The sequence below is a fragment of the Thermotoga sp. 38H-to genome, from assembly GCF_011057665.1.
Lineage (GTDB): Bacteria > Thermotogota > Thermotogae > Thermotogales > Thermotogaceae > Thermotoga.
In genome coordinates this window covers 161,734-186,728 of record NZ_LNFZ01000002.1, presented here as the reverse complement: position 1 = coordinate 186,728, position 24,995 = coordinate 161,734, and the positions used below count along the sequence as shown (strand labels likewise).

At 46.5% G+C, this 24,995-nt stretch carries 26 protein-coding genes and 1 other RNA gene; 14 read left to right on the top strand and 13 right to left on the bottom strand.

Annotation, left to right across the window (positions count from 1 at the left end; genetic code table 11):
- The first annotated feature begins 63 nt into the window (after positions 1-63).
- From AS158_RS04960 to AS158_RS04895, 14 genes are all read left to right on the top strand, one after another.
- Complete coding sequence (locus AS158_RS04960) at positions 64-1,452, top strand: TldD/PmbA family protein (protein WP_165304619.1); 1,389 nt, start codon at positions 64-66, stop codon at positions 1,450-1,452.
- Positions 1,449-2,756, top strand: a complete 1,308-nt coding sequence (locus AS158_RS04955) for a TldD/PmbA family protein (protein WP_038054278.1) — start codon at positions 1,449-1,451, stop codon at positions 2,754-2,756. The genes AS158_RS04960 and AS158_RS04955 overlap by 4 nt, the downstream gene beginning before the upstream one ends.
- Positions 2,740-3,570, top strand: coding sequence for a DMT family transporter (locus AS158_RS04950; protein ID WP_038054276.1), 831 nt, complete (start codon positions 2,740-2,742; stop codon positions 3,568-3,570). The genes AS158_RS04955 and AS158_RS04950 overlap by 17 nt, the downstream gene beginning before the upstream one ends.
- A gap of 4 nt (positions 3,571-3,574) precedes the next feature.
- Positions 3,575-3,912: RNase P RNA component class A (rnpB, locus tag AS158_RS04945), an RNA gene on the top strand.
- 41 nt (positions 3,913-3,953) lie between these two features.
- Positions 3,954-6,098, top strand: a complete 2,145-nt coding sequence (locus AS158_RS04940) for a bifunctional (p)ppGpp synthetase/guanosine-3',5'-bis(diphosphate) 3'-pyrophosphohydrolase (protein WP_038054752.1) — start codon at positions 3,954-3,956, stop codon at positions 6,096-6,098.
- Complete coding sequence (gene dtd, locus AS158_RS04935) at positions 6,095-6,544, top strand: D-aminoacyl-tRNA deacylase (protein WP_011942882.1); 450 nt, start codon at positions 6,095-6,097, stop codon at positions 6,542-6,544. The genes AS158_RS04940 and dtd overlap by 4 nt, the downstream gene beginning before the upstream one ends.
- A 10-nt stretch (positions 6,545-6,554) precedes the next feature.
- Entirely contained in the window at positions 6,555-7,124 is a 570-nt protein-coding gene (locus AS158_RS04930) for an epoxyqueuosine reductase QueH (protein WP_038054273.1), read from the top strand.
- Complete coding sequence (locus AS158_RS04925; protein ID WP_038054271.1) at positions 7,090-7,863, top strand: DUF4940 domain-containing protein; 774 nt, start codon at positions 7,090-7,092, stop codon at positions 7,861-7,863. The genes AS158_RS04930 and AS158_RS04925 overlap by 35 nt, the downstream gene beginning before the upstream one ends.
- Positions 7,860-8,270, top strand: a complete 411-nt coding sequence (locus tag AS158_RS04920) for an anti-sigma regulatory factor (protein WP_038054269.1) — start codon at positions 7,860-7,862, stop codon at positions 8,268-8,270. The genes AS158_RS04925 and AS158_RS04920 overlap by 4 nt, the downstream gene beginning before the upstream one ends.
- 4 nt (positions 8,271-8,274) lie before the next feature.
- Positions 8,275-9,582 (top strand): methylenetetrahydrofolate--tRNA-(uracil(54)-C(5))-methyltransferase (FADH(2)-oxidizing) TrmFO, encoded by a 1,308-nt coding sequence (gene trmFO, locus AS158_RS04915; RefSeq protein WP_038054267.1) that lies wholly within the window; start codon positions 8,275-8,277, stop codon positions 9,580-9,582.
- Positions 9,583-9,597: 15 nt separating this feature from the next.
- A complete protein-coding gene (locus tag AS158_RS04910; RefSeq protein ID WP_165304618.1) occupies positions 9,598-10,965 on the top strand; it encodes a FapA family protein in 1,368 nt (455 codons plus the stop codon).
- A complete protein-coding gene (locus AS158_RS04905) occupies positions 10,962-11,798 on the top strand; it encodes a type I phosphomannose isomerase catalytic subunit (protein WP_011942876.1) in 837 nt (278 codons plus the stop codon). Before AS158_RS04910 ends, AS158_RS04905 begins: the two co-directional genes overlap by 4 nt.
- Before the next feature lie 5 nt (positions 11,799-11,803).
- Positions 11,804-12,976 (top strand): metallophosphoesterase, encoded by a 1,173-nt coding sequence (locus tag AS158_RS04900; protein ID WP_165304617.1) that lies wholly within the window; start codon positions 11,804-11,806, stop codon positions 12,974-12,976.
- Between the two features lie 10 nt (positions 12,977-12,986).
- Complete coding sequence (locus AS158_RS04895; protein ID WP_165304616.1) at positions 12,987-13,472, top strand: hypothetical protein; 486 nt, start codon at positions 12,987-12,989, stop codon at positions 13,470-13,472.
- On the opposite strand, the gene AS158_RS04890 is transcribed toward AS158_RS04895, so the two are convergent.
- The 13 genes from AS158_RS04890 to AS158_RS04830 are packed head-to-tail and all read right to left on the bottom strand — an operon-like array spanning position 13,452 to position 24,974.
- Positions 13,452-14,291 (bottom strand): HD-GYP domain-containing protein, encoded by an 840-nt coding sequence (locus AS158_RS04890; RefSeq protein ID WP_165304615.1) that lies wholly within the window; start codon positions 14,289-14,291, stop codon positions 13,452-13,454. The two genes, AS158_RS04895 and AS158_RS04890, sit on opposite strands and share 21 nt — an antisense overlap.
- A gap of 2 nt (positions 14,292-14,293) precedes the next feature.
- A complete protein-coding gene (gene thrS / locus AS158_RS04885; RefSeq protein WP_008192764.1) occupies positions 14,294-16,216 on the bottom strand; it encodes a threonine--tRNA ligase in 1,923 nt (640 codons plus the stop codon).
- Complete coding sequence (gene coaD / locus AS158_RS04880; RefSeq protein WP_165304614.1) at positions 16,216-16,698, bottom strand: pantetheine-phosphate adenylyltransferase; 483 nt, start codon at positions 16,696-16,698, stop codon at positions 16,216-16,218. Before coaD ends, thrS begins: the two co-directional genes overlap by 1 nt.
- A 1-nt stretch (position 16,699) precedes the next feature.
- Entirely contained in the window at positions 16,700-17,329 is a 630-nt protein-coding gene (locus AS158_RS04875) for a metallophosphoesterase family protein (RefSeq protein WP_165304613.1), read from the bottom strand.
- The gene (locus tag AS158_RS04870; protein WP_165304612.1) at positions 17,329-17,973 is read right to left on the bottom strand and encodes a hypothetical protein; all 645 of its coding nucleotides are present in this window, start codon (positions 17,971-17,973) and stop codon (positions 17,329-17,331) included. Before AS158_RS04870 ends, AS158_RS04875 begins: the two co-directional genes overlap by 1 nt.
- A gap of 5 nt (positions 17,974-17,978) precedes the next feature.
- Positions 17,979-19,199 carry a glycosyltransferase family 4 protein gene (locus tag AS158_RS04865; protein ID WP_165304611.1) on the bottom strand — a complete coding sequence of 407 codons (1,221 nt, stop codon included), beginning with the start codon at positions 19,197-19,199 and terminating at the stop codon, positions 17,979-17,981.
- A gap of 6 nt (positions 19,200-19,205) precedes the next feature.
- Positions 19,206-19,631 (bottom strand): hypothetical protein, encoded by a 426-nt coding sequence (locus AS158_RS04860; RefSeq protein WP_165304610.1) that lies wholly within the window; start codon positions 19,629-19,631, stop codon positions 19,206-19,208.
- A complete protein-coding gene (locus tag AS158_RS04855; RefSeq protein WP_165304609.1) occupies positions 19,631-20,017 on the bottom strand; it encodes a hypothetical protein in 387 nt (128 codons plus the stop codon). The genes AS158_RS04860 and AS158_RS04855 overlap by 1 nt, the downstream gene beginning before the upstream one ends.
- A complete protein-coding gene (locus AS158_RS04850) occupies positions 20,014-21,222 on the bottom strand; it encodes a S41 family peptidase (RefSeq protein ID WP_165304608.1) in 1,209 nt (402 codons plus the stop codon). The genes AS158_RS04855 and AS158_RS04850 overlap by 4 nt, the downstream gene beginning before the upstream one ends.
- Positions 21,219-22,007 carry a tRNA (adenine-N1)-methyltransferase gene (locus AS158_RS04845; protein WP_165304748.1) on the bottom strand — a complete coding sequence of 263 codons (789 nt, stop codon included), beginning with the start codon at positions 22,005-22,007 and terminating at the stop codon, positions 21,219-21,221. The genes AS158_RS04850 and AS158_RS04845 overlap by 4 nt, the downstream gene beginning before the upstream one ends.
- The gene (locus tag AS158_RS04840; protein WP_165304607.1) at positions 21,992-22,435 is read right to left on the bottom strand and encodes a GerMN domain-containing protein; all 444 of its coding nucleotides are present in this window, start codon (positions 22,433-22,435) and stop codon (positions 21,992-21,994) included. Before AS158_RS04840 ends, AS158_RS04845 begins: the two co-directional genes overlap by 16 nt.
- Positions 22,432-23,310, bottom strand: coding sequence for a DUF4941 domain-containing protein (locus AS158_RS04835; RefSeq protein WP_165304606.1), 879 nt, complete (start codon positions 23,308-23,310; stop codon positions 22,432-22,434). Before AS158_RS04835 ends, AS158_RS04840 begins: the two co-directional genes overlap by 4 nt.
- A complete protein-coding gene (locus AS158_RS04830) occupies positions 23,307-24,974 on the bottom strand; it encodes a nucleoside kinase (protein ID WP_029683493.1) in 1,668 nt (555 codons plus the stop codon). Before AS158_RS04830 ends, AS158_RS04835 begins: the two co-directional genes overlap by 4 nt.
- Positions 24,975-24,995: the final 21 nt, after the last annotated feature.

The following is a 24,995-nucleotide window of genomic DNA, read 5'->3' as shown; positions in this document are numbered from 1 at the left end:
AAGTAGTTAGCACTCCGAATTTGGAAAGTAGTATAATGGTTAGTAAAGAAAGGAGGGATCAAGGTGCTCAACGAAAGCGTTATCAGGGACGTTATTGCAGCTGTTTTGAAGAACGGAGGAGACTTTGCTGAGCTGTTCTTTGAGAGAAAATACGAGAATCGATACGAGCTGAAAGATGGAAAAATCGAGCAGGCAACGAGTGGCGAGATCGTTGGAGTGGGAATAAGAGGTTTTCTCGGAACAAAAGCCGTTTATGCCTACACGAACGATCTTTCGAGAGAGAACCTGATAAACGTTGCAAAGAAGGTGGGAGAAGCACTCGAGGAGACAAAAATCGAAGATCTCACGTTCAATTTCAACAGAACGAAGAAAAGTGAAAGACACGTGGTACTCATCTCACCGACTCAGGTGGAAAAAACGGACAGAGTGTCTGTCATGAAAAGGGCTTACCACGCGGCGAAGAATTACTCCGAACTCATAAAACAGGTGGTGGTCTGGTACTGGGACTACGATCAGGAGATTCTGGTTGCAAATTCAGAAGGAATTTGGGCTGAGGACAGACGTGTGAGGACCCGTTTGATGATAAACGCAGTGGCGGAAAAGGACGGAGTGCTCGAAAGGGGTTTCTACGGCCCCGGGGCAGGAATGGGTTTCGAATTCTTCGACAGAATAGATGTGGAAGAAGCGGCAAAGAAGGCGGCGAGGATAGCAGCGAGGATGGTTGAGGCAGAGCCCGCTCCAGCTGGAAAGATGACGGTTGTGATAGCCAACGGTTTCGGAGGAGTCATTTTCCACGAAGCGGTTGGACATGGTCTTGAAGCGACGTCTGTGGCGAAGGGGGCTTCCGTTTTCGCAGGAAAGCTCGGACAAAAGGTGGCTGCGGAATGTGTTTCCGCGGTGGACGACGCCACCATTCCAAACGGCTGGGGTTCCGCTAACGTGGACGACGAGGGAACTCCCACACAGAGAACACTGCTCATAGACAAAGGAATTCTCGTTGGCTACCTTGTGGACAGGCTCGGTGCGAGGAGAATGGGGATGAAGAGTACGGGAAGTGGTAGAAGACAGGATTACACCTTCCCACCCACTTCAAGGATGAGCAACACGTTCATTCTCCCTGGCGACTACCACCCGGAAGAAATCATTTCGGCTACCGAGTACGGCCTCTACGCGAAAACCATGGGAGGTGGATCGGTCAATCCGGCCACCGGGGAGTTCAACTTCGCGGTTTCTGAAGCGTATCTCATAGAGAAAGGAAGGATTACGAAGCCGGTGAGGGGTGCCACATTGATAGGCAAGGGACACGAGATCATTCAGAAGATCGACATGGTAGGGAACGATTTGGCGCGCGATCAGGGAATGTGTGGTTCGTTCTCTGGATCCGTTCCGGCGGATGTGGGACAGCCCACGATAAGAGTTAAGGAGATCGTAGTAGGGGGGCGAAACAAATGACTTTCGAAGAATTCAAAGATAGATTGTTCTCTCTTGCAAAGAAAAATGGAGTTGAGGCTCAGATAAGCTTTCTGGAAACTAAGGAATTTTCTCTCCGTCTCGCAAACGGTGACCTCGATCAGTACACGGACGCGGGAAAATTCAACGTGGAGATAAAAGTGCTGAAGGATGGAAAAACAGGAGCGTTCAGAACACAGGTTCTGAAAGATCCAGAAAAGTGTTTCGAAGAAGCACTGAGCAATCTGCAGATCAAAGACAGTGAAGAGAAAGAATACTTCTTTGAGGGTGGGGAAGAGTACAGAGAAATGGAAACGTACGTTGGGAAATTCGAAAAACTCTCCGTCAAAGAGAAAATGGGTATGGCCAAGAGGGCTCACGAGAGTGCTGCGAAAAACGAACACGTCGTTATGGTACCGATAGTCATGTACAGGGATATGTTAATGAAGAAGATCATCACCAACACACTGGGCTTGAACGCTGAAAGTCAGATGGATGGAGGTTTTCTTTTCGTCATGGCAATTGCAAGAGACACCAATCCACGATCTGGTTCCTGGTACGAACTGGCGAGGACACCGGAGGATCTGGATCCAGAGGAAATAGGGAAAAGAGCCGCAGAAGAGGCGATTTCTCTCATCGGTTCAAAAACGATACCATCCGGGAAGTATCCTGTGTTGATGAGAAACACAGCGCTGCTCGATCTCATGGAGATGTTCATACCCATGATCTCGGCTGAGAACGTACAGAAAAACCTCTCGCCACTCAAAGGAAAACTTGGAGAGCAGGTGGGAAATCCTGTTGTTTCAATAAAGGATCTGCCTTACCATCCCAAGGGACTTTCCAGCACTCCCTTCGACGATGAAGGAGTTCCCACAACTGAGAAGTTCGTGTTGGAGAACGGCGTGTTGAAAACATTCCTTCACAACTTGAAAACGGCCAGAAAAGAGGGAGTGAAACCAACGGGAAATGGATTCACAGGAGGAATAAATCCAGTCAATCTCATGCTGATTCCGGGCGAGATGTCTTTTGAAGAACTTTTGAAGGAGATGAACAGAGGAGTCGCTATCACGGAAGTTGAGGGAATGCACGCGGGAGCGAATTCTATATCTGGGGAATTTTCACTGTTTGCGAAGGGATACTGGGTGGAGAACGGAGAGATCGCACACGGTGTGGAAGACATCACCATATCGGGTAACTTCCTCGATCTCTTGAAGAGGATTTCTCTTGTTGGAAACGATGTGAAAGTGTCTCAACACACGATAACACCGAGCGTTCTGGTGGAGGTTCTGGATGTGGCGGGAAAATAAAGCCCTTGCGTTTCTCATTCTAACGGCAATTCTTCAGGGTTCAACTTTTCCGCTTCAGAAACTCGTTCTTGGAGGTGTTTCTCCTTTTGTTTATAACACCGTGAGATTTGGAAGCTCTGCTTTACTTTCGCTTTTTGTGTTCGGGCCCGGCAGGTTCGTGAAGAGTTTCCTGCTGGGGCTGGTTCTCTGTGGAGCGTACATGTTTCAACTCTGGGGATTGAAATTCACAAGCGCCGCAAAAAGCGGTTTCATCGTTTCGAGTTTTGTGTTTCTTGTGCCTTTGTTCGCGTTTCTTCTTGAAAAGGAGAAGTTGAAGAAAACTCATTTTCTCTCTTTTATTTCAGGATTTCTGGGGCTCTATTTGCTCACGGGTGGTGTATCGGGAATCACGCCGGGAGATCTCTTTCAGTTCTTCTGTGCGGTTCTGTTTGCGCTGCACGTGGTTCTCATAACCAGATTTTCCAGATTCGAAGAAGAAAAGAACATGCTTTTCTGGCAGTTTGTGACCGTTGGGGTCGTCAATTTTCTCTTTGGATTGAACGAAAGGTGGCATTTCAATCTTGGAACGATTTCTGTAGGAATCTACAGCGGAGTATTCGCTACAACACTTGGAATCCTCTGGCAGATGAGGTATCAAAAGGAAGTGGGAAACAACACGACAGCACTCGTTTACATGACTCAACCCTTTGTTTCTCTTGTGCTTTCATTTCTCCTCCTTGGAGAGCGTATGTCTTTCCTTCAGCTTTTAGGAGGAATACTCGTTCTGGTAGCGCTTTTTACCGGAACGGTGATGAAACCGGGAAAGTCTAATTGAACAGGGAGAGGAGCAGGCGGTCGCGGGGGCGCACACTCGCGCTTCCCGAGGAAAGTCCGGACTCTGGAGCAGGGTGCCGGGTAACGCCCGGGAGGGGTGACCCTCGGACAGGGCCATAGAGAAGAAAACCGCCCGCTTAGGGCAAGGGTGGAACGGTGGGGTAAGAGCCCACCAGCGTCGGGGCAACCCGGCGGCTTGGCAACCCCCACCTGGAGCAAGGCCGAGCAGGGGGTTGGGTCGCTCCCCCTATTCCCCCGGGTTGGCCGCTCGAGGTGTGTGGTAACGCACACCCCAGATTGATGACCGCCCACGACAGAATCCGGCTTACGCTCCTCTCCCATGTTATAATTTTCTTCACAGAGAGTGAATTCGGTGGTGAAATTGTGATCAATCGAACAGAGATTGAGACAGAAGCGAGAGAAGTAATTAGAGACCTGGAAAGTCTCAGAAAAAAGAGCTTCACAAGAGAGGAGAAAAAACTCCTCACAAAGGCTTATGAGTTTGCTCGAATCGTTCATGAAGGTCAGAAGAGATTTTCTGGAGAACCCTTCATAACCCATCCCGTTGAGGTCGCAAAAATCCTTGCGGCTCTGGGAGTCGATGTGACGACTCTGGTTGCGGCTCTTCTGCACGATGTTGTTGAAGACGGTGAAAATGTCAGCCTTGATCAAATAAAAAAAGAGTTTGGGCCTGAAGTGGCCAGGATCGTGGATGGTGTCACAAAAGTCAGCAATATAAACGCACCGATCGGGAGCGATCAAGACTCTCGAAAAAAGATAGAAACCATACAGAAAATGTTTCTTGCAATGGCGGAGGACATGAGAGTTATATTTGTAAAACTCGCCGATCGTCTTCACAACATGCGCACCATTCACTATGTTCAGGATCAGGAAAAGAAGAGGTACAAAGCCTACGAAACCCTCGAGATCTACGCACCTCTGGCTCATAAGCTCGGAATCTACTCGATAAAGTCTGAACTCGAAGACCTGGCTTTCAAGGTGCTGTACCCGGAGGAGTACTACAAGATAAAGGAACTCGTCGCTGAGAAGAGAAAAGAGAGAGAAAAGAGAACCAATGAATACATCTCCCTTCTCAAAAGTGCTTTGGAAGAGCACAAGATAAAAGCAATTGTGGAGGGAAGGTACAAACACTATTACAGCATATGGAAGAAAATGAAGGAAAAAGAAAAAAAATTCGAAGAAATCTACGATTTGATCGCTCTGAGAGTGATAGTGAAAGACGTGACCACCTGCTACACCGTCCTGGGGATCGTTCACAACATCTGGAAACCACTTCCGGGAAGGTTCAAAGACTACATCGCTGCACCGAAATCGAACGGCTATCGTTCACTCCACACAGCTGTGATAACGGGTTACGGTGAGCCTCTTGAGATACAGATAAGAGACGAGGAGATGCACAGAGAAGCAGAGTACGGTTTGATTGCTCACTGGATATACAAGGAAAAACCTGACCTGAAAACAGCGAAAGAATGGATAGAAAGACTCCTCGATTGGAGAAAAGAACTTGCCCAGGGATTCACCGAATTTGAGGATATCAAGAAAGAGCTCCAGATGGATGAAGTTTTTGTTTTCACCCCGAAAGGAGATATCATCCACCTTCCCAAGGGTTCCACACCAATTGACTTCGCGTACGCGATACATACAGAGATAGGGCATCACTACAGTGGAGCAAAGGTGAACGGAAAGATCGTTCCTATCGACTATCAGCTGAGAAACGGAGATGTTGTTGAAATAATCGTCAACAAGAACTCTCCAGGTCCAAGTGTTGACTGGTTGAAGTACGCCAAAACCCACAGCGCGCGAGCAAAAATCAGAAGGTTTCTGAAGGAAAAACTCGCGCCCGAACTCGTAGAAAGAGGAAAAGAAGTTCTCAGAAAGATCTGCCGAAAGCTCGGAAAATCCTTCGAAGAAGTGATGCAAACGGAAGGAATCAAAAAGTATTTGAACACGTACCAGGAAAAGGATTTCTTCATGAGAATCGGAGAAGGTAGTATTACCACACAAGATCTCATAGAAGCGATTCTGGGAAAAAAGATCGTTGTGAAAAAGCGTTCCACAAAGAAAAAGGTGAAGATGCAGAATCTTGTGAAGGTAGATGGAATAGACAGTATAGAGTTCCACATTGCGAAATGTTGTCATCCGATCATGGGCGATCCCATAGTGGCCGTTGTCAGTAAAAGAGGCATGACCATACACAGAAGGGATTGTAGAAACCTGAAGAACATGTCACAGGACCGAATATTCTCAGCTGAATGGAACCTTGAAACTTCAGAAATGTTCGATGCACACATAAGGGTGGTCCTTGACTCGGAAAAAAACCTTCCGAGTTTGATAGATCGAATAACGAACCTCGGTGCGGAATTTGTGGCCATGAAGACTCTGAAATCAGAAGAACCACCTGTTGTGCAAATTCATATAAAAATATCCAACACCACCGAGCTCTCCGGTCTTCTCGATAGGCTCAGATCCTACAGATACGTTCTGGACGCGGAAAGGGTGGTGCAATGAGGGCAGTTGTGCAGAGAGTCAGCGAGGCAAAGGTGATTGTCGAAGAAAAAACGGTGGGAGCCATAAAAAGAGGGCTTCTTGTCTTTGTTGGAGTGGGAAAAGATGATACAGAAGAGGACTGCGAATGGCTGGCCGACAAGGTTTCTGGACTTAGAATCTTCGAGGATGAAGATGGAAAGATGAACCTCTCCGTTAAAGACATAAACGGGGAAGTCCTTGTTGTTTCACAGTTCACCCTCTATGGAGATTGCAGAAGAGGAAAGCGGCCTTCTTTCACAGAAGCCGCACCTCCAGATAAAGGGAAAGCGCTTTACGAGAGGTTTGTGGAACTTCTCAGAGAAAAGGGTTTGAAAGTGGAAACGGGGAAGTTCAGAGCTCATATGCACGTTCATCTGGTGAACGATGGTCCTGTGACTATCCTTCTCGATTCCAGTAAACTCTTCTGAGGTGGGGGTTGTGCTGATTCACGTTTGCTGTGCACCGGATCTTCTCACGACAATATTCCATTTGAGGGATGCCGAGTTCTTCTTTTACAATCCAAACATCCAGCCTCCTTCAGATTACGAGAAAAGAAGGGAGGCTGTGGAGAAAGTTGCTCATCATTTTTCGCTGAGTGTTCATTACGGTGAGTATTCAACAGAAGAAATAAGAAAGTGGTACGCATCGGTCAAAGACTACAAAGATCTCGGTGAGGGCAGCGAAAGATGTGAGAGGTGCATCGGTTTTCTTCTTGAGAGAACAGCGCAAGAAGCGACGAGGAGAGGCCATGAGTCTTTTTCCACGACCCTTCTTGCAAGTCCCAGGAAAAATCTTTCGATGATAGAAAATATTGGAAAAACCATCGAGAAAAAATACGGGGTGAAATTCTTCTTCAAGAACTTCAGAAAGGGAGGAGCCTACCAGGAGGGCGTGAGACTCTCAAAGGAACTCGGGATATACAGACAAAACTACTGCGGTTGTGTTTTCAGCCTTCTGGAAAGAAGGGAGAAACATGCTGAGATTTCCAGAAAACGTGGTCATATGTGACGGAAAGAGAATACTCTGGAACGGACTGGGTTTACCGGAGAACTTAGTTTTCGAAATGGCCAGAACTGTTCTGGAGTCGAATGTTCCGCTGAAGGGAAAAATTTTCTGTTTCCCGGCGCAGACCGTCCTCGGAAAGATGGCGATTTTCACCGACGAGAAGACACAAGGACGCGACGTTCTCGTTGAACTTTTGAATCACGAACTTCTTCGAATGAGGCTGTACAGCGAAGAAGTGGAAAACCTCGTGGAAGTTCTGTTCAACGACTGGCGACCCGGAAAGAGGGTCTTCATCGTTCGATCTGAGAACTTTGAAACCAGACTTTCTCTGAGGGAGAAACTCTCAAGTTTTGCGGACGTGATTTACAACGCCGGAGAAATAGACGTGGGTATTGCACCTGCTGGAATATCGCTGCAGATCAACGAAGAGAAGGTCTCTTTTTCCGATCCAGAGAGGGATATCAAAGAAGCCGTGAGGAAGGCTCTGTTGATGGACAGATATGTGAACGAACCTTTTTCTTTCTACGAAAAACTGCCCGCGTACAACTTTTCTTTGAACATACAGATTCCTGAATCGGTGAAGACTTTCCTGAGAACGGGTGATACCCAGAAGATGGCAGAATTGACTGAAAAGAGTGTGGAAGTTGTTTTCAAGGAGATTCTGGAGTTCGAGAAGAAGACCCTTTTGTCACCAAGAGTACCCGTTGAAGCGTTTTTGATTTTAAAGGGGGGCCTGGATTGATCGACACCGTGAGCGTTGCGCTGTTCTCCAAAAAGTCTCATATAAAGATCGCTCGTTCTGTCCTGCGAGATTTTCTTCAAATGCATGAATCATCAGACAGTTTGATCGTTGACATGGAGATAGTTTTGGGAGAAATCCTCGCGAACGTGATCAAACACACTTACAAGAACGATGAAACAAAGCGAATCGTTGTGAGTTACACGTTAAAGGACGAGGTCTTTCACGTGTTGGTGAGAGACTTCGGTCCTCCCGTAGATCCCACCAGACTGAAGCCTACACCGCCCGATTTGGAGAATCCGCGAGAGGGTGGGTATGGCCTCTACATAATTTCTCGCGTCACCGACGAATTCAGGGTTCGTCCTCTTAGAAATGGAAACCTCACCGTTGTCAAGAAAAAATTGAGGTGAAAGAATGATCGTGAATGTCATCGGAGCAGGACTCGCGGGTTCAGAGGTGGCTTACAACCTTGGAAAAAGGGGAATAAGGGTTCGTCTTTTTGAAATGAGACCGAAGAAGATGACGGAAGTGCACAAAACAGGATATTTCGCGGAACTTGTTTGCAGCAACTCTCTCAAATCGGAAGACATAACAAACGCCGAAGGACTCCTGAAAGCTGAGATGAGGCTGATGGGTTCCATAACACTCGAAGCCGCGGAGAAAGCACGTGTTCCATCTGGAAAGGCCCTCGCGGTGGACCGTAACATCTTCGCGAAGGAAGTGACAGAGGCCATAGAAAGGCTTGAGAGTGTGGAGATCATCAGAGAGGAAGTAACCGAGTTCGATCCAGAAGAAGGAATATGGGTTGTAGCGACGGGGCCAGCCACATCGAATGGTTTATTCTCTTTTTTGAGAAACCTTCTCGGTGACGATTTTCTTTTCTTCTTCGATGCCGTCTCTTCGATCGTGACCTTCGAGTCTATAGACATGGAGCGCGCTTTCTGGGGAGACCGATTTGGGAAGGGAAAGGATTACATAAACTGTCCTCTCACCAAGGAAGAGTATGAGGAATTCTGGAAGGCGCTTGTCGAAGCTGAAGTGATAGAAATGGAGGATTTCGATCGGAAGCTTCTCTTCGAACGCTGCCAGCCCATAGAGGAAATAGCCAGAAGCGGGAAAGACGCACTGAGATACGGTCCTTTGAGACCAACAGGTCTGGTGGACCCAAGAACGGGTAAAGAACCCTATGCTGTCGTTCAGCTTAGAAGAGAGGACAAAGAGGGCAGATTCTACAGTCTCGTTGGATTTCAGACCAGACTGAAATGGGGTGAACAGAAGAGAGTTCTGAGAAAGATCCCCTGTCTCAGGAACGCCGAGATCGTAAGGTATGGAGTTATGCACAGGAATGTTTACATAAACTCTCCAGAATTGCTCGATATCTTTTTCCGTCTGAAAAAGCACCCTAACATCTTCTTCGCTGGTCAGATCACAGGTGTGGAGGGATACATGGAATCTGCTGCGTCGGGAATCTACGTGGCCTACAACGTTCATCGTATCCTGAAGGGACTCTCTCCGTTAAAACTTCCCGAGGAGACCATGATGGGATCGCTCTTCAGTTATATAATAGAGAAGGTTGAAGGAGATCTGAAGCCAATGTACGCAAACTTTGGACTCCTTCCTCCGCTGAAGGGCCGTGTGAAGGATAAGTTCGAAAAGAGAAAAAAACTCGCCGAAAGGGCCATTGAAACAATGAAAAAGTTCCTGGAAGAGAATCCCTGGTGATACGGAGGGATAGGGGTGAAGGTGGAGATCACAGTTTCTGAAGACAGAATGCAGGCTTATGTGACTCTGCGAAAAGAGGGATCCAGCGAACTTCCTCTCACAAAGGAAGAGCTTTTGAATGCACTACGCTCCGCCGGAATAAATCACGGTATAAAGGAAGAAATCATAGAAGACCTGGCAAGATCACCTGTGTACAACACACCTGTTCTTGTAGCGGAGGGCACTCCACCGGTAGATGGAGATGATGGAAGAGTTGAACTTTTGAAGAGGATAGAATTTACTTCTCAAGAAGGAGAAAAGATAGATCTGAGAGAAATTCCTGCCAAGCAGAGAGTGATCGTGCGGAAAGGAGAAACAATTGCCCGCATTATACCACCGACTCCTGGAAAGGAAGGAATAGATGTTTTTGGAAACCCCGTGAAACCAAGACCTGGAAGAGTGCCGGAGTATCATTTGGGATACAACGTGACGATGAAGGATAACGAGATTATCGCAACGAAGAGCGGGATTCTGGTCATAGAAACAAACGGTACGATACACGTGTATGACACTCTGGAAGTTGACAACGTGGACTATTCCACCGGAAATATAGATTTTCCCGGCAAGGTGGTTGTGAAAGGTGATGTGAAACCAGATTTCGTCGTAAAGGCTCAGGAAGACATCACAGTGAAAGGTGTAATAGAAGCAGCAACGGTGATTTCCTTCAATGGAAGTATCACAGCTGGAGGAATAAAGGGAAGAGGGAAGGCGTTCGTAAAGGCGAAGAAAACCGTCAAAGCCGTTTTTGTAGAGAACGCAGAAGTGGAAGCCGAAGAAGTTCAGGTGGAAAAGAACATAGAGAACTCCACAGTTAAGGCCATCAATGTCGTTGTTTCCGGTAAAGGAGGAAGTATAAGAGGTGGTATAACCATAGCTCGGGTGAAGGTGGAAACCTGTTTTTTGGGTTCTCCCATAGGTGTTAAGACAAGGATAGAAGTTGGAGTCGACCCTGAGATCAACGAGAAAATAAAACTCCTTTTCGCTCAGATCTCTCTCGACAGAGAGAACGTTCAAAAGTTGACGAAATTACTCGTTGAACTCAGAAAACTTCAGGGAATGTTGAAAGACAAATTCCCACCTGACAAAGAAGCGCTTCTGAAGAAGGTGAACAACACTTTGATAAATCTCAAAGATTCAATACAGAAGAATGAAGAGGAATTGAGAAAACTTAAGACAGTAGCTGAAGAAATGGCTAAAAACGCCTCCGTTGTTGTAAAGGAGGTTGTTTATCCCGGTGTTGAAATCGTCATGTTCGAGAGGGTGTTTCGTGTGGAAAAGGAACTCACAAAAGCGGTTTTTTACTACAGAGACGGTGAAATAAGAGTAGGAGGGTATTCAGAATGACGATAAAGGTCTTTCCAAAGTTGCGAGAGCAGATATGGGGTAGTTATCGTCTTGGCAAGATATTCGGTTCAGATGAGAGAATAGGAGAAGTATGGCTTTTGTCCGGGCATCCACTTTTCATTACGGAGGCGGAAAATGGCCTCGATCTCAACGAGGATATGGAGAAGCTCATTGGAAAGAAATTGCCACGCTTTCCACTCCTCGTGAAACTCATTTCTGCTGAGGACTGGCTTTCTGTTCAGGTTCATCCAAACGATGAGGAGGCTCGGGAACTGGAGAGTGAACCCTGGGGTAAAACAGAAGCGTGGTATTTCGTAGAAAAAGGTCAGATCGCCATAGGAGAAGATCCGGAGAAGATCAGGAAGGCACTTGAAGACAACAGTTGGAATGAAGCGTTGAAGAAGGTGGAGATAGAACCTGGAAATTTCGTTTTTTTACCCGCTGGAACGGTTCACGCCCTTGGACCCGGTGGGCTTCTCGTGGAGGTGCAGCAGGCGTCCGACCTCACCTACAGGGTTTACGACTGGGGACGTGGCAGGGAGCTCCACATAGAGAAGGCTTTCAAAGTGATGAAAAAAAGGAAAGTCGAAGATTTGATAGAGAAGAACTTTAAAGACTTTGAGTGCGAATACTTCAAGATAGAGAAACTGAGAGAGGGAGAATTGAAAGGATTCTGCGCGATTGTGATTCTCGAAAACGGCGTACTGGACAACAGACGAGTTTTACCATTTGAAACGTTCATCGTACCAAAAGGTGAGAAAGCGAAACTTCAGGCACCGGCTCTGGTTATGAGAATCGGAAAGTTTTTTGAACAGTGGGGTGATAAAAAATAAAGAGGGTGTTCATCAGCGATCTTCACATAGGAGATGGTTCAGCGAAAGACGATTTTTTCTTCGATAAAGAGCTTGTGAATTTCATCGAAGACATATCTCAAACTGAAGACGTTGAACTCTTCATCGTTGGCGATGGATTTGAAATACTCGAAAGTCACGCGGTGAGGGAAATTGGACTCGTCTCTTTCGATGAGGTTGTGGAAAAACTCGATGAGACGGTGATCGACGAAATCGAGAAAAAGCACTCTGAAGTCTTCGAGACTCTCAAGAAGTTTTCCAGACGACACAACGTGTATTACGTGGTGGGAAATCACGACTATCATATTCTCAAAAACAAAAAACTCCAGAATGCCTTGAAGAATCGCTTTGAAAAGTTCGAGATACTTCCATACTACTACGATCCTCACAGTAAACTCCTCGTTCTCCACGGAAACCAGTTCGATGTTATAAACCGTTTCACCGTGGACAGGAAAACCAAAAAGGTAATACCACCTCTTGGAGACTACATAGCCAGATACATGATGATAAATTTTGACAGTCAGGTGGTTAACTTCGCTCCTGAGGATGTCATACGGGATTACGACAACGTGAGACCTCTGCTTGACGTCTTTCACTGGTTCGATTACATGACAGAAATCTACGATCTCAGTGTCGATCTGGTTGAGCTGTGGCTGAAAAGTTTCCTCAGTATGTTGAAAACGAAAGAAGCCAAAAAATGGATGAAGAACAATTTCCCGAGAACGCACTGGCTTTCCAAGGTGTTTGTGAACAGGTTCGGCGGTGTGGAACTGGGTAAAGTACTCGTAAGGAGCATATACACACTCAGAAAATTGAGAAGGGTTGACTATCTTCAGAAATGGGCGAAATCCATTTTGAAGGGGAACTTTCGCTGGAAAGAGTTCATGACGGGTTACCCTGGAGATTTACATGAAGTGGACGAAGTTGATATACTTGTGATGGGACATGTTCATCACTTCACTTACCGAATAGTTCCAACGGCTCAGGATAAAAAACTGTACGTGAACTGCGGTAGCTGGAGACCCGTTCTCGAGAAGATCGGTATCAGAAAGAAGCACGGTTTCCACAGAAAGGCGGAGCTTCCAAAGATCATAATGGATTTCTCGGGGAAGAACGTTGAAGTGAAGGCATCTATCACGAATGTCCTCGGGAAAATTTAGGGGGAGATTTATGATCTCAAACCCCGTTCTTGGGTACAAACTTGATCCTGGAGAACCTGGTATTCCACATTTTGCACCTGCGAGCCGCAGTATAATGAGGGTCCTATCTCAGGAAATATCCAACTTGATCTACTTCAAAAAAGAAGCCCTCAGAAAGGGCGGAATGATCATCTACAGCAACATAGCACTCGATCTCAGAAAGAGAGGTTCGTTCCTTGCGGCCGTTGCGGGAAGAACCCAGGTATTCATCTATACACCAGAAACTAAAAGCAGTGAAAGAACTCACTCCCTCGGATCGGAACTTCAAAACAAGCAGCAGGAGATTGAAAGGAAGATACTCGAGCTTGAAAGACGGCTGAAAACAGAAACAGATCCCCTCGAAAGAGAAAGACTTAAAGAAGATCTGGAAAGATTGAAACTCGCCCTCAACATCCTCAAAGCGAGTCTCAGAGCCCCTGAACTTCTCGTTGGTGTCTTACTCGATAGCCTCGTCTGAGAAGATTCCAAGAAAAGCTTCCACCACTTTCGGATCGAATTTTCTCCCTGCCTCTTTCTTTACGATTTCCAGTGCCTCTTCGTGTGTTTTAGTTCTCCCTTCCCATTCCGATGAGACAAAATTGGTGAGAAGATCGTAGTAGTCACACACACTTATTATTCGCGCTTCAAGTGGGATCTCTTCACCCCTTAGACCATCGGGGTACCCTGTGCCGTCCCAGTTTTCGTGGTGATGTCTCACGATTGGAACGGCATCCCACAGCACCTCTAAAGACGCGAGAAAAACAGATCCCATGATGGTGTGATCTTGGGGGTACTGCTCGAAAATTCTGATCCGGGTTGGAGTGTAAAGCATGAGTTGCTCTATTCCGATCTTTCCCACATCGTGTAACATGGCGTATTCTCTCAACAGAGAGAGCTTTTCTTCCGATAAGCCCAGTTTCTTTCCCACACGTTCTGCGAGTCTAGCAACTCTCTGAGAGTGACTCCAGCCGTTTTCATCTTCTATCTCCATGAGAACAACCATCGCCTGAAGGAGTCCGCTGACCATTCTTCTCACCCAGCTCTCAGAGAGTAACTTTTCCCCCGCCAGGACGTACGCTATCGATGCGGCTTTTTCCGGATCTTCGAGTTCTATGAGTTTTTTTCCAGCCTTGTGAACGGTGTACGTTTCTTCTTTCACCACAGCCACTCCCTGAAAGGGCTTCTTCTCTTTCAAAAAAGCTATTTCAGCCTCTTCCATTGAATCGACTTTTTCGTAGAGGCGATCTATTTTTTCCACAGCTTTCTCGAATTCCTCGCTATCGAAGAAGCATTTCATACCTATCCCTCCAACGAAAGTTCGAGTTTTCTACTAAGGACTTCGTTTTTTAAAGTTTCAACGAAGCGTTCCAGATCCACGTCTTTTATCTCTCTCCCCGTTCTTGTTCTCACGGAGATCTTTCCGCTCTCCAGTTCTTTGTCGCCTACTATTACCATGTACGGTATTTTCTGGGTCTGAGCCTGTCTGATGCGGTATCCAAGAGTCTCACGGCGGTTGTCGAAGAAGATCCTGATTCCTTCCTGGGAGATTCTCTTCGCAACCTTTTCAGCACCGTCGTTGTGTTTTTCTGATATGGGAATAACTGCCACCTGGATCGGTGCAAGCCAGGTTGGAAATGCTCCGGCGAAGTGTTCTATCAGGATACCGAAGAACCTTTCGAGCGAGCCGTATATCGCCCTGTGTATCATCACGGCTTTGTGTTCTTTGTTGTCCGGACCTATGTAGGTGACGTTGAACTTTTCGGGCATCATGAAGTCCAGCTGAATCGTAGCGCATTGCCATTCCCTTCCTATCGAATCTCTTATGTGAAAGTCTATCTTTGGACCATAAAATGCCCCTTCGCCCTCGTTCACTTTGTACGAAAGTCCGGCCCTCTCCAGGGCATTCTTCAAAGCGGTTGTTGCCTTATCCCAAATCGCTTCGTCGCCCATGTGGTCTTCGGGCATCGTGCTGAGTTCCACTCTGTAAGTGAAACCGAACTGACCGTAGATGGTGTTTATGAGATCAAGAACACCGAGTATTTCTTCTTCGATCTGATCGGGAGTGCAGAATATATGTGCGTCATCTTGTGTGAAGGATCTCACCCTCATGAGACCGTGGAGAACTCCACTTCTCTCGTATCTGTGAACCCGGCCGAACTCGAAGAATCTCAACGGAAGGTCCCTGTAGGAAACCGTCCTGCTCTTGTACACAAGAATGTGACCGGGACAGTTCATGGGTTTCACCGCGTACTTTTCCTCGTCTTTTTCTATGAAGTACATATTCTCGGCGTAGTGGTCCCAGTGGCCGGAGATCTTCCAGAGCTGCTCGTTCATTATGAGTGGCGTGAAGATCTCCTGATATCCCCTCTCACGATGGAGTTCTCTGGAGAATCTCATCAATTCGTTGAGCACGACGACTCCTTTTGGAAGGAAGAACGGCATACCGGGGGCGTATTCGGTGTTCAGCATGAAGAGTTCAAGCTGTGGCCCCAATTTTCTATGATCCCTTCGCTGGGCTTCTTCAAGGAACTTCAGGTAATTCTCGAGATCTTCCTTTTTAGCGAAGGCCGTTCCGTAGACTCTTGTGAGCATGGGATTCTTCTCACTGCCTCGCCAGTACGCACCTGAAACGGAAAGGAGTTTGAAGTGCTTCACTACTCCAGTCGAAGGAAGATGAGGGCCTCTGCAGAGATCCACGAACTCTCCCTGACGGTAGATCGTTACTCTGTCACCTTCGATCTCCTCTATGAGTTCGAGTTTGTAAGGCTGATCGCTGAAAAGCTCTTTTGCTTCTTCTTTGCTGATCTCTTTTCTTTCTATAGGAAGATCTTCCTTAATTATTTTCTTCATCTCCTGTTCTATCTTTGGGAGATCTTCCTCTGTGAGTTTCCCGTTTTTTATGTCGAAGTCGTAGTAAAAACCGTTCTCTATGGTGGGACCGATTCCCAGTTTCACGTTTTCTTTCCCATAGAGTCTCATCACAGCCTGCGCGAGGATGTGTGCCATGGTGTGTCTGTAGAACTCGGGTGACTCAGGATCTTCCAGTGTAACAATTCGGAGATCACAGTCCTTTTCGATGGGTCTTTTCAGGTCCCAGAGTTCGCCGTTGACGACTGCTCCGATCGCCTTTTTTATATCCAGTTCCTTTGCGATCTCTGCCGGTGTGATGCCTCTGTCGTACTCTTTTTCTTTCCCATCTGGAAGCTTCACCTTTATCTTCATCACTTTCCCTCCTTCAACTTTTCGTTCAGGGCTCTGACCACCTCGGGTGGTACCCATTCGGTCACATCACCGCCGTACAGGGCCACCTCTTTCACAAGACTGGAAGATATGAAGGAGAATTTTTCGCTTGCGATCAGAAACACCGTTTCCAGATCGCTGTACAATTTTTTGTTCGCGAGCGCCATCTGCAACTCGTACTCGTAGTCGGTCACGGCCCTGAGTCCCCTCACCAGGACTTTTATACCATGTTTTTTCAAATAATCCACGAGTAAGCCATGATGAACATCCACCTTCACTCCACTCAGGTCACTGAGAACCTCTTCTATCAGTTTCTTTCTTTCCTCCAGAGTGAACATGCACTTTTTTCTCGGATTCTCTGTGACGAGGATCACAAGCTCATCGAAAATAGAAAGCGCCCTTTTGATGATGTCCACATGTCCGAGAGTGATGGGATCGAAAGATCCAGGATAGACCGCCTTCACCCTACCATCTCCTGTTCGCACATTCTACCTGAAAGAATTTTCTGTCTTCAACCCTAAGAGCGGTGAGTTTTCCTCTGTAGACGCATCCCGTATCGATTCCAATTTTATCGTAAGAAACAAACGGTTCTTCAAAAGGAGTGTGTCCAAACACCACAATCTTTCCTGGAAGAGGATTTTCACTGTAGATGAATTCGTCTCTTATCCAGACAAGATCGAAAGGATCCTGATCTTCGAGAGAAACACCCGGTTTCACCCCTCCATGAACGAAAACGTAGTTTTCCTTCTCGTAGTAGTAGATGGTGTTTTCGAAAAAAGTAAGAAATTTCCTGATCTCTTCGACTCCACCGAAACTTTCCACCGTGCTTCTTGCACCATTGAAGAACCACAGATCACAATCAGAGCCATTTTTCACACAGTTCAGAAGCATTTCTTCGTGATTTCCTCTCAAGAAAACACATCTGTGGTGTTTCGAAAGTTCTATCAAAAATTCAATTACTTCACGAGAATTTGGGCCCCTGTCAACGTAATCTCCCACGAAGATCAGTTCATCTTCTTCAGAGAGTGGGAGTTTTTCCAGGAGACTCTTCAGAGCGAGAAAACACCCATGAATATCTCCCACCGCGTAAGTCATCAGAGGATCCTCCCGTACATCATCCAGTTCCAGAGAGCGGAGATCAGAACTCCAAGAACTGGACTCATCCACCACCTCACGTCGGGCTTTTTGAACTTCCAGAGACGGTACAGAAAACCAAGGGCGAGAGAAAGGAAAGCGAAAAGTTCCTTCTCGGCGAGAAGAAACACAAAGAAAGCCAGTCTTTCAGAAATTCCTTCGATATCGGATATCTTTGGGTCTCCCGGAACGAAATTCCTGAACACATACGTCACGGTAACGGATACCGCGTTCATTCCCAGCAGATAGAAAACGAACTCTGAGGTCAGATACGATCCTTTGAAGAAATCTTTCACTGTGGCGTTCAGTACCAGAAAAATCACAAGAAGAGCTACTTCCAGAAGATCTATCAAACGTTTCTTTTCCTTCCGGTGAAGATAAACCCTCAGGAGATCTCCCGTGAGGTGCACCACTACAGAGACCACGAAGACAACCACACCCGTGGTGGACTGAAAGATAACGTCGAACGTGAAGGCAAGAATAGCAAAGACCGACCAGATCATGTGTCCGATTAATTTCCAGCCCTTGTACTCTCTTATCTTCGCGTTGTTCGTGAAACCGTGGTCCGCTACGACGTGCCCAAGGAACAGATGAAACGGAAACAAGAAGATCACCTCCAGATCCTGTCTTCGATTTTTGAGAAGAATCCTTTCAACTTTTCGAACTTGACGAATTCCTTTATCATGAGAGATGTGTTTATTTCAACAGGCCCTTCTTCTACCGCCCTCATGTATATCTCTTCAAGCCTTTGAACAAATCGATCGACCGACCATTCCCTTTTAACGAAATCTCTTCCCTTTGTTGAGAGTTCTTCTCTGAGTGGATCGTTTTCCAGAATGCGTTTTATCTTTTCGGCGAAGAATTTTTCATTTTCTTCTTCTATGAGAATCGCTGCTTCGCAGTTTTTCAAAACATCTTTAACTCCCTTCCACTTCAGAGCCACCACGGGAAGACCAGAGGCCAAGGCTTCCAGGAGAACCAACCCCTGTGTTTCCGTTTTTGAAGCGAACACGAAGACGTCTCCGAGTTTGTAATAGAGAGGGATTTCATCGTGAGGTACGAATCCTGTGATCTTCAGGTCGAGTCCTTTTTCTTTTGCGAATTCTTCCACGTCCTCTCTTTCGGGGCCATCTCCTATCATAATGAAGGCGATGTCTGGGGCGCTCAACCTTTCGAAAACTTTCAGCAGAAAATCCAGATTCTTTTCTTTGGCTATTCTTCCAGCGTAGAGAACCACTTTTTTTCCCTCGGGATTCCATTTTCTTTTCAATTCTTCAGGTGCTTCTACTTCGAATTTTTCCACTTCTATACCGGTGGGTAACACTTCGATGGGTCTTTTCACGCCGTAACTTTCGAGTTCTCTTTTTATGTCTTCGGTTGGAGCGATCACCACGTTTGTCATGTTGCAGAACCACGCGCTGAAGTGTTCCACCAGTCTTTTGGGAGGAGTGAAAGGTTTTGGAATGTAGTGTCTGTACTCGGGCAGCAGTGTGTGATACGTGTGAACGTGTGGTATCCTCATCTCTTCTTGAACTCTCAACGCTTTAAAACCTATGAAAAAGGGAGAGTGACTGTGTATTATCTGAACATTGTTTTTCCTCATGAACTCCAGAATGTTTTTTGTGGAGGCGATGGAGATTCTGTGTTGTGACTCGAAGGGGAAGGGAATGCTCCTCACGACGAATACATCTCTTTCATCTTCAGGGGCGGAAGGAGCAACCACCACAACCTTGTGGCCCCGTTCCATCAGTTTCCTTTTGTACACCCTTATTGATGTTGCCACACCGTTTATTTGAGGAGCGTAGGTATCACTGAACATCGCTATGTTCATCTTCTTTCACCTCATCCATGAGGAGATCTTCCATATGAAAAAGCAAAGCGCAGATGCTCTCGCAAGTGAAATAAAAATCAGATTTTTCAGTTCCAGTTTCCTTAAAAGGAGTAAAGAAATGAAAAAGAGAATCAGAAGAGAAATCCGAACGTCCAGAAACGCAGAAAGAAAGGGCAAGAAAACGTATGGAGAAAACGCCCACATCATCTCTGCTGGTGCTCTGCCTGTCATCGTCTTGTAAAACCCGGATATCGAGAGAGAATAAAGAAAAAACAGAAAGAAGTCCTCGAGAACTTTCAGAAAAATTCTGAGTGAGTTGTACACTATTGCTATATCATCCCAGAAAGCAACGGTGTTCACGAAGAACACCAGAATTGGTACCAGAAAAGAGTACTTTTTCCCTGAGTCGTCCAGCTTTATCAGGTTCAGCATCATTTCACCTTCAAAATGAAGTACATTCCACTGGAAAAGAAGTACTCCACACCATCTTCTGTAGTTTTGATGGATAATCTTTCACCCGTCTCTCTTTTCACCACATTGATCGCCTTTTCAAAGTTTGCTCTGTCTCTGAAAACAAAAGCCTTCCATTCCGGGTAGTATTCGACTTTTTCCACTTCCTTCAAAACTTCGCTCACCAGGATCGATCGGTTGAGTTCCGTTTTCATCCCTTCAACAACCTCTTTGAACGGTGTTTCAATGACGACATCAAAGGAAGGAAGCCTCTCGATCCTCTTCCTTTCGTTTTTGAAAGACACATCTACAATCAATAAAACCAGTGTCACCACAAGTAGGATGAAGAGAAAACCGTTCTTCGTCATTTTATCTTCTCAAGCAGCACTTCAAGACCTTTTTTCACGAATGGATCCTTTTCTGGATCTACTTCTATTTGTTCTCTGGTCTCTGCGTGGAGTTCTTCTTCAACGTCCTCTTCTACCAAGACATCGGGCTCTATTCCGATCTTGTGAATGTCCTTTCCAGATGGTGTCAGGTAGTGAGCCGTTGTGAGAAAGAGAACTCCACCGTTGCTCAGCGGGAAACCAGTCTGGACTGATCCTTTACCAAAGGTTTTTCTTCCAACAGCGGTTGCTATGCCGAGGTCTTTGAGCGCTCCCGTCAGTATCTCGGATGCCGAGGCTGATCCTTCGTTCACCAGAACTACTATTGGCACGTTGGGATAGTTGTTTCCATAGGATTCGTAGACATCTTCTTCTCCAAAGCCGTTTCTGACCTTCAAAATCACACCTTTATCGACGAACATGCTGACGATTTTGAGAGCGACATCGAGGTATCCACCGGGGTTGTCCCTCACGTCGATTATCAGTCCCTTCACACCTTTTTCGAAGATCTTGTCTAAGGCGTTTTTCATGTCGGAATCCGCTTTTTCTCCGAAGCGCGTGATCCTGACGTACCCGACTCTTCCCTTTTCCGTTTCTACGAAGGAGTAGAGCACCATCTTTATCTCGATCTTTTCTCTCACAATGGTGAAGGTGAGTTTTTCACCGTCTCTGAGAACTTCGATCGTGACGGGGGTTCCGGGCTCTCCTCTCAGGTTGTTCACGGCTTCCATGTAGGTCATCTTGGACACAGGTGTACCGTCTATGGTTATGATGAGATCACCCGCTTTGAGCCCAGCCCTCCATGCGGGAGTGCCGTACATAGGAGCCACTACCTTTATGGCGCTGTGTTCTGTATCGTAGGTCACTTCTATTCCAAGTCCACCGTATTCTCCCTTCATTTCTATCTGATTTTCACGGTAGGTTTCCGGGTCCTGATAATAGGAAAAATCATCTCCCGTCCCTTTCACAAGACCGTCTATCGCATGGTCTATGAGTTTGTTGATGTCCAACTTGTCCGCTTCGTAGTAGTATTTCAGAATGTAAGTGAGTGAATCGAAGAACGGCTCCAATGCTTTGTTCACTTCTTCGACGGTGAGATTCGTTTTAGCGGAACCTCCGAGAAGAAGTGCAAGAACGAGTACCACTACACTGACGACGACAAACCTTGAAATTTGGTTCAGTTTCATTCTGTTTCCTCCCTTCTACACACTTTGATGGCGAATATCATGTACGCGGTATGGGCAACCATTCTATCCACCGGTCTCAGTCTCTCTGGAACTGGTTTGTACGGTCTGAAAAGACTTTCCCATACTTCTATTCTTATAAACGGAAGCTCCTGGAGTTTTTTCAAGGTTTCCTGAACCTGGTTCGTCGTTGGACACACGGTTGCGAATCTACCACCACCTTTCAGGGCTTCCCAGCATTTATCGATGTAGTTCCACGGATCAGGAACATCCAAGAAGAGAGCATCCACATCTCTTTCGTCGAAACCTTCGGAGATGTCCCTCACCTTTATTGTAACTCTTTCTATCAAGCCCCATTTCGTTAGATTACTTTCGGCGAGTTTTGCAAAATCTTCTCTTTTCTCATAAGCGAAGACCTTTCCCGAACTTCCGACGGCCCGTGCGAGCACAGCGCACATGGCCCCGCTTCCCACCCCTGTGTCGATGACCCTGTCACCCTCTTTCACGTCGAGCATCATCGCGATGAATGAGGAATCTTTTGGGTAGACTATCTGGGTCCTTCTTTTCATGCTCATGATCTCGTCGATCAGGCTGGGTTTCAGGATGTAACCTTTCTTCCCGGCGGACGTTCGTATGATCTCTCCAGGACCTTTCTTGAACACTTCGTTCAAATCGATGATACCGAGATGGGTGTGAAGACTTTTGTCCCTTTCGAGATCGACCAGAAACTCGCTTTCATCTTCGAAAGAAAGCAATACTCTGTCTCCAGGTTTCAGCGTATCGGCCACTTTTCCCACACCTCTCTTGGAAAGCTGAATCTGATATCCACGTGCTTCACAAGAACGTCCCGTTTCTTTCCATCTACTATGAGGTACACGTTGTTCACACCCTTCACGTTCAGAAAGATCGTGTAGAGTACCTGGTGGATGAAGTACCTCTCCGAGTCGAAGTCCATTCCTTTCAATTTTTCTCCATAGAGATCGAGAATGAGGAAATCTCCCACGAAGAAATACGCTCTCAGAACGCCTTTTGGAACGAAGGTTTTCAATCCCTCGGGTGGAGAAGAAAGCGCTTCGAAAATTTCAAGAACAGGATTGTCCCTTCCCTCCGCAACTTTAACGATCGGAAGAAGGTTCTCGTTCAGATAACAGATCTTCAGTTCAACGGAGAAAAGAACGGATGCCGTTAGAAGAACAACAAAGATGCTCTTTTTCATTCTGTCATCAGCCTCTCAACGGTACCCAGAAAAGCGGGCATTTCATCTTTTTCTTTCAAGAGAACGATCATCCCAACAACACCAACGGGTATATCGTACACGGGGCATTCTTCGAGTTTGTAGCCCAACTCATTTGCTATCTTTCTTGCGAGCTTCAAAGATTCTGAATATGCAGGCAGATCCAGCCCGTTCAGGTCTTTCGAAAAGCTCCTCACGATTATTCTTCCATCACCGTAACCCACGAGAAAAACGACATCTTTCTCGTACGGATCGACCCTTTCACCGAAGGGTTTCACAACGTACTTTCCCAACGACTCGGCGGACAACAGAATTCTGAACTGGCCATCACTCTCAGCCGTTCTTTCGATTCTGACGTTCTCTTTCTCGTAGAGAACCTCCTCGGGCATCTTAACGACTCCTCTGAACAAGAGCCAATCTTTTGCAATGATTCTCACAGAGTCCTGAGTTTGTTCAACGTCGAAGTTCTTCTCACCCTCGAAGTTCACAACGACGGTTCTTCCTATCTCTTCGATCGAGTTCACACGGCACGTTATGATCTTCACACCTTCACTGGTTTGAACGTAATCCACTCCGAAGAGTTTCAAGGTTTCCACCGGGACCCCAGAAGACGGCAGTTTGTTGTTGTCGAGTATGTAGAGGTCTTCAACGTTTGCAAGAACGTGGCCGTTGTACTCGAGGTACCTCATACTTCCCACGGTTCCTGTAGAAGGTGGGGTGACATCAAACACCCTGGAGTGAGTCTCCAGAAGCTTCAGCAGATCGTCGAAATTCAAAAGAGTCGCATCGAGTGTGATTGTCTCCGCAAGCAAAGTCACAGAAAAGATAGCAAAGAGCAGTATCAACCTTCTCATCAATATTTGAAGATACTCCTTCCTATGAACTCTCTGAGGATCGATTTATCGGGAATATCTTCTATGTTCGTGATCGGAAGGAAGAAGTCCAAAAGTTTCAGAAGTCTCAGCGCTTCTGAGTACTCTGGTGTATCTTCCGGAACCTGAACGAGAAGCGGTTCGGCGAATATCCTAAGCACTGGTATTTCGTAAACCAGGGCCGAGTTGAACATCACATCAGCTTCTTCCTGGAACGGGAAGATGTTTCTTTCTTCACCCTTTCTGACGTTTGGCCACATCTTCAACGTGTCGTATGCGGTGTGTCCCCGGAACTTGTAGTCCCTCACGATTCTTCTGATGAGCCGCGTGTCCGTTGTTGTGACTCTGTTGTGATCGTCTATGTTCAGCTGAGTCAGTGCGCTCACGTATATCTTGAACTTCTGCTCTTTCGGTATAGAGGCCGTCAGGCGTTCGTTCAGACCGTGTATTCCTTCGACGATGATGATATTGTCCTTCTCCAACTTGAGGGTGGGACCTCTCATCCTCTTTCCGGTCTTGAAGTTGAACTTCGGCAGGACCACCTCTTTTCCAGCCAAAAGATCCTGAAGGTTCCTGTTGAAGAGTTCTATGTCGAGAGCCTCTATCGAGTCGAAATCGTAGTTTCCGTTTTCGTCACGCGGTGTTTTCTCTCTGTCCACGAAGTAGTCGTCGAGAGAAATGGCAACCGGTTTTAGACCGTTCACTCTGAGCTGGAGTGAGAGTCTCTTGGCGAAGGTGGTCTTTCCCGAAGAGGAAGGACCCGCAATCAGAATGAGCCGTTTTCTTTTGTCTTTTGCGATTTCATCTGCTATGTCTGAGATCTTCTTTTCATGAAGTGCTTCGGAAAGAAGCATCAGGTCGGCCACGTGTCTTTCCCCACGGGCTATGATATCGTTGAGATCGGATACGTACTCGAGTTCCAGAACGTTCAGCCATCGGGCGTATTCGAGGAACACCTGGGAGAGTTTGGGCATGTGGATGACGGGAAGCTCTCCTGTTTTTGGATCCGGATGGACAAGAACAAGCCCCTGATTGTAGGGCTGAACATCGAAAACGTCGATCCTGCCGGTGCTCGGTGGAAGATACCCGTAGAAGTACGCCCAGAAACCATCGCAGTGGTAAAGCTTCACGGTTCTTTTCTTTCTGTACTTGAAGAGATTGACCGTTTTCACAAGTCCTTCCTTCATTAATATCTCCCTTGCTTCGTCTTTGTAGAACGTTCTCTTCTCAATAGGCAGATCTTTCTCGACGAGTTCTCTCATCTTGTTTTTTATGGCGAGCACCTGATTCTGATCGGGAACGATTAATTCATTTCCCTTATAGATTTCGCAGTATATCCCCTTCCCGAGTGAGTGAAGGACCTTCAATCGCCATTCCGAATTCAGTTTTCTCACGGCGAGACTTGCGAGGAAGACGAGTCCCCTCTGGTATATTCTGAGTCCGTCAGGATCTGTGAGGTCTAAAAATTCGAGTTCTCCGCTTCTATCGGGTGTTCTGAAGAGTTCTATTATCCTGTTATTCACCCTCGCAGCCAGTATTTTGTACCTGTAGTACTTCTGGTACTCTCTGGCTATATCGAAAAGATTCTGATTTTCCTCGAGAACAATCTCCCTTCCGTCCAGTTTTGAATGAAGTGTGATCTTTCGCATGCTGTCTTCCTCCCTTGAAGG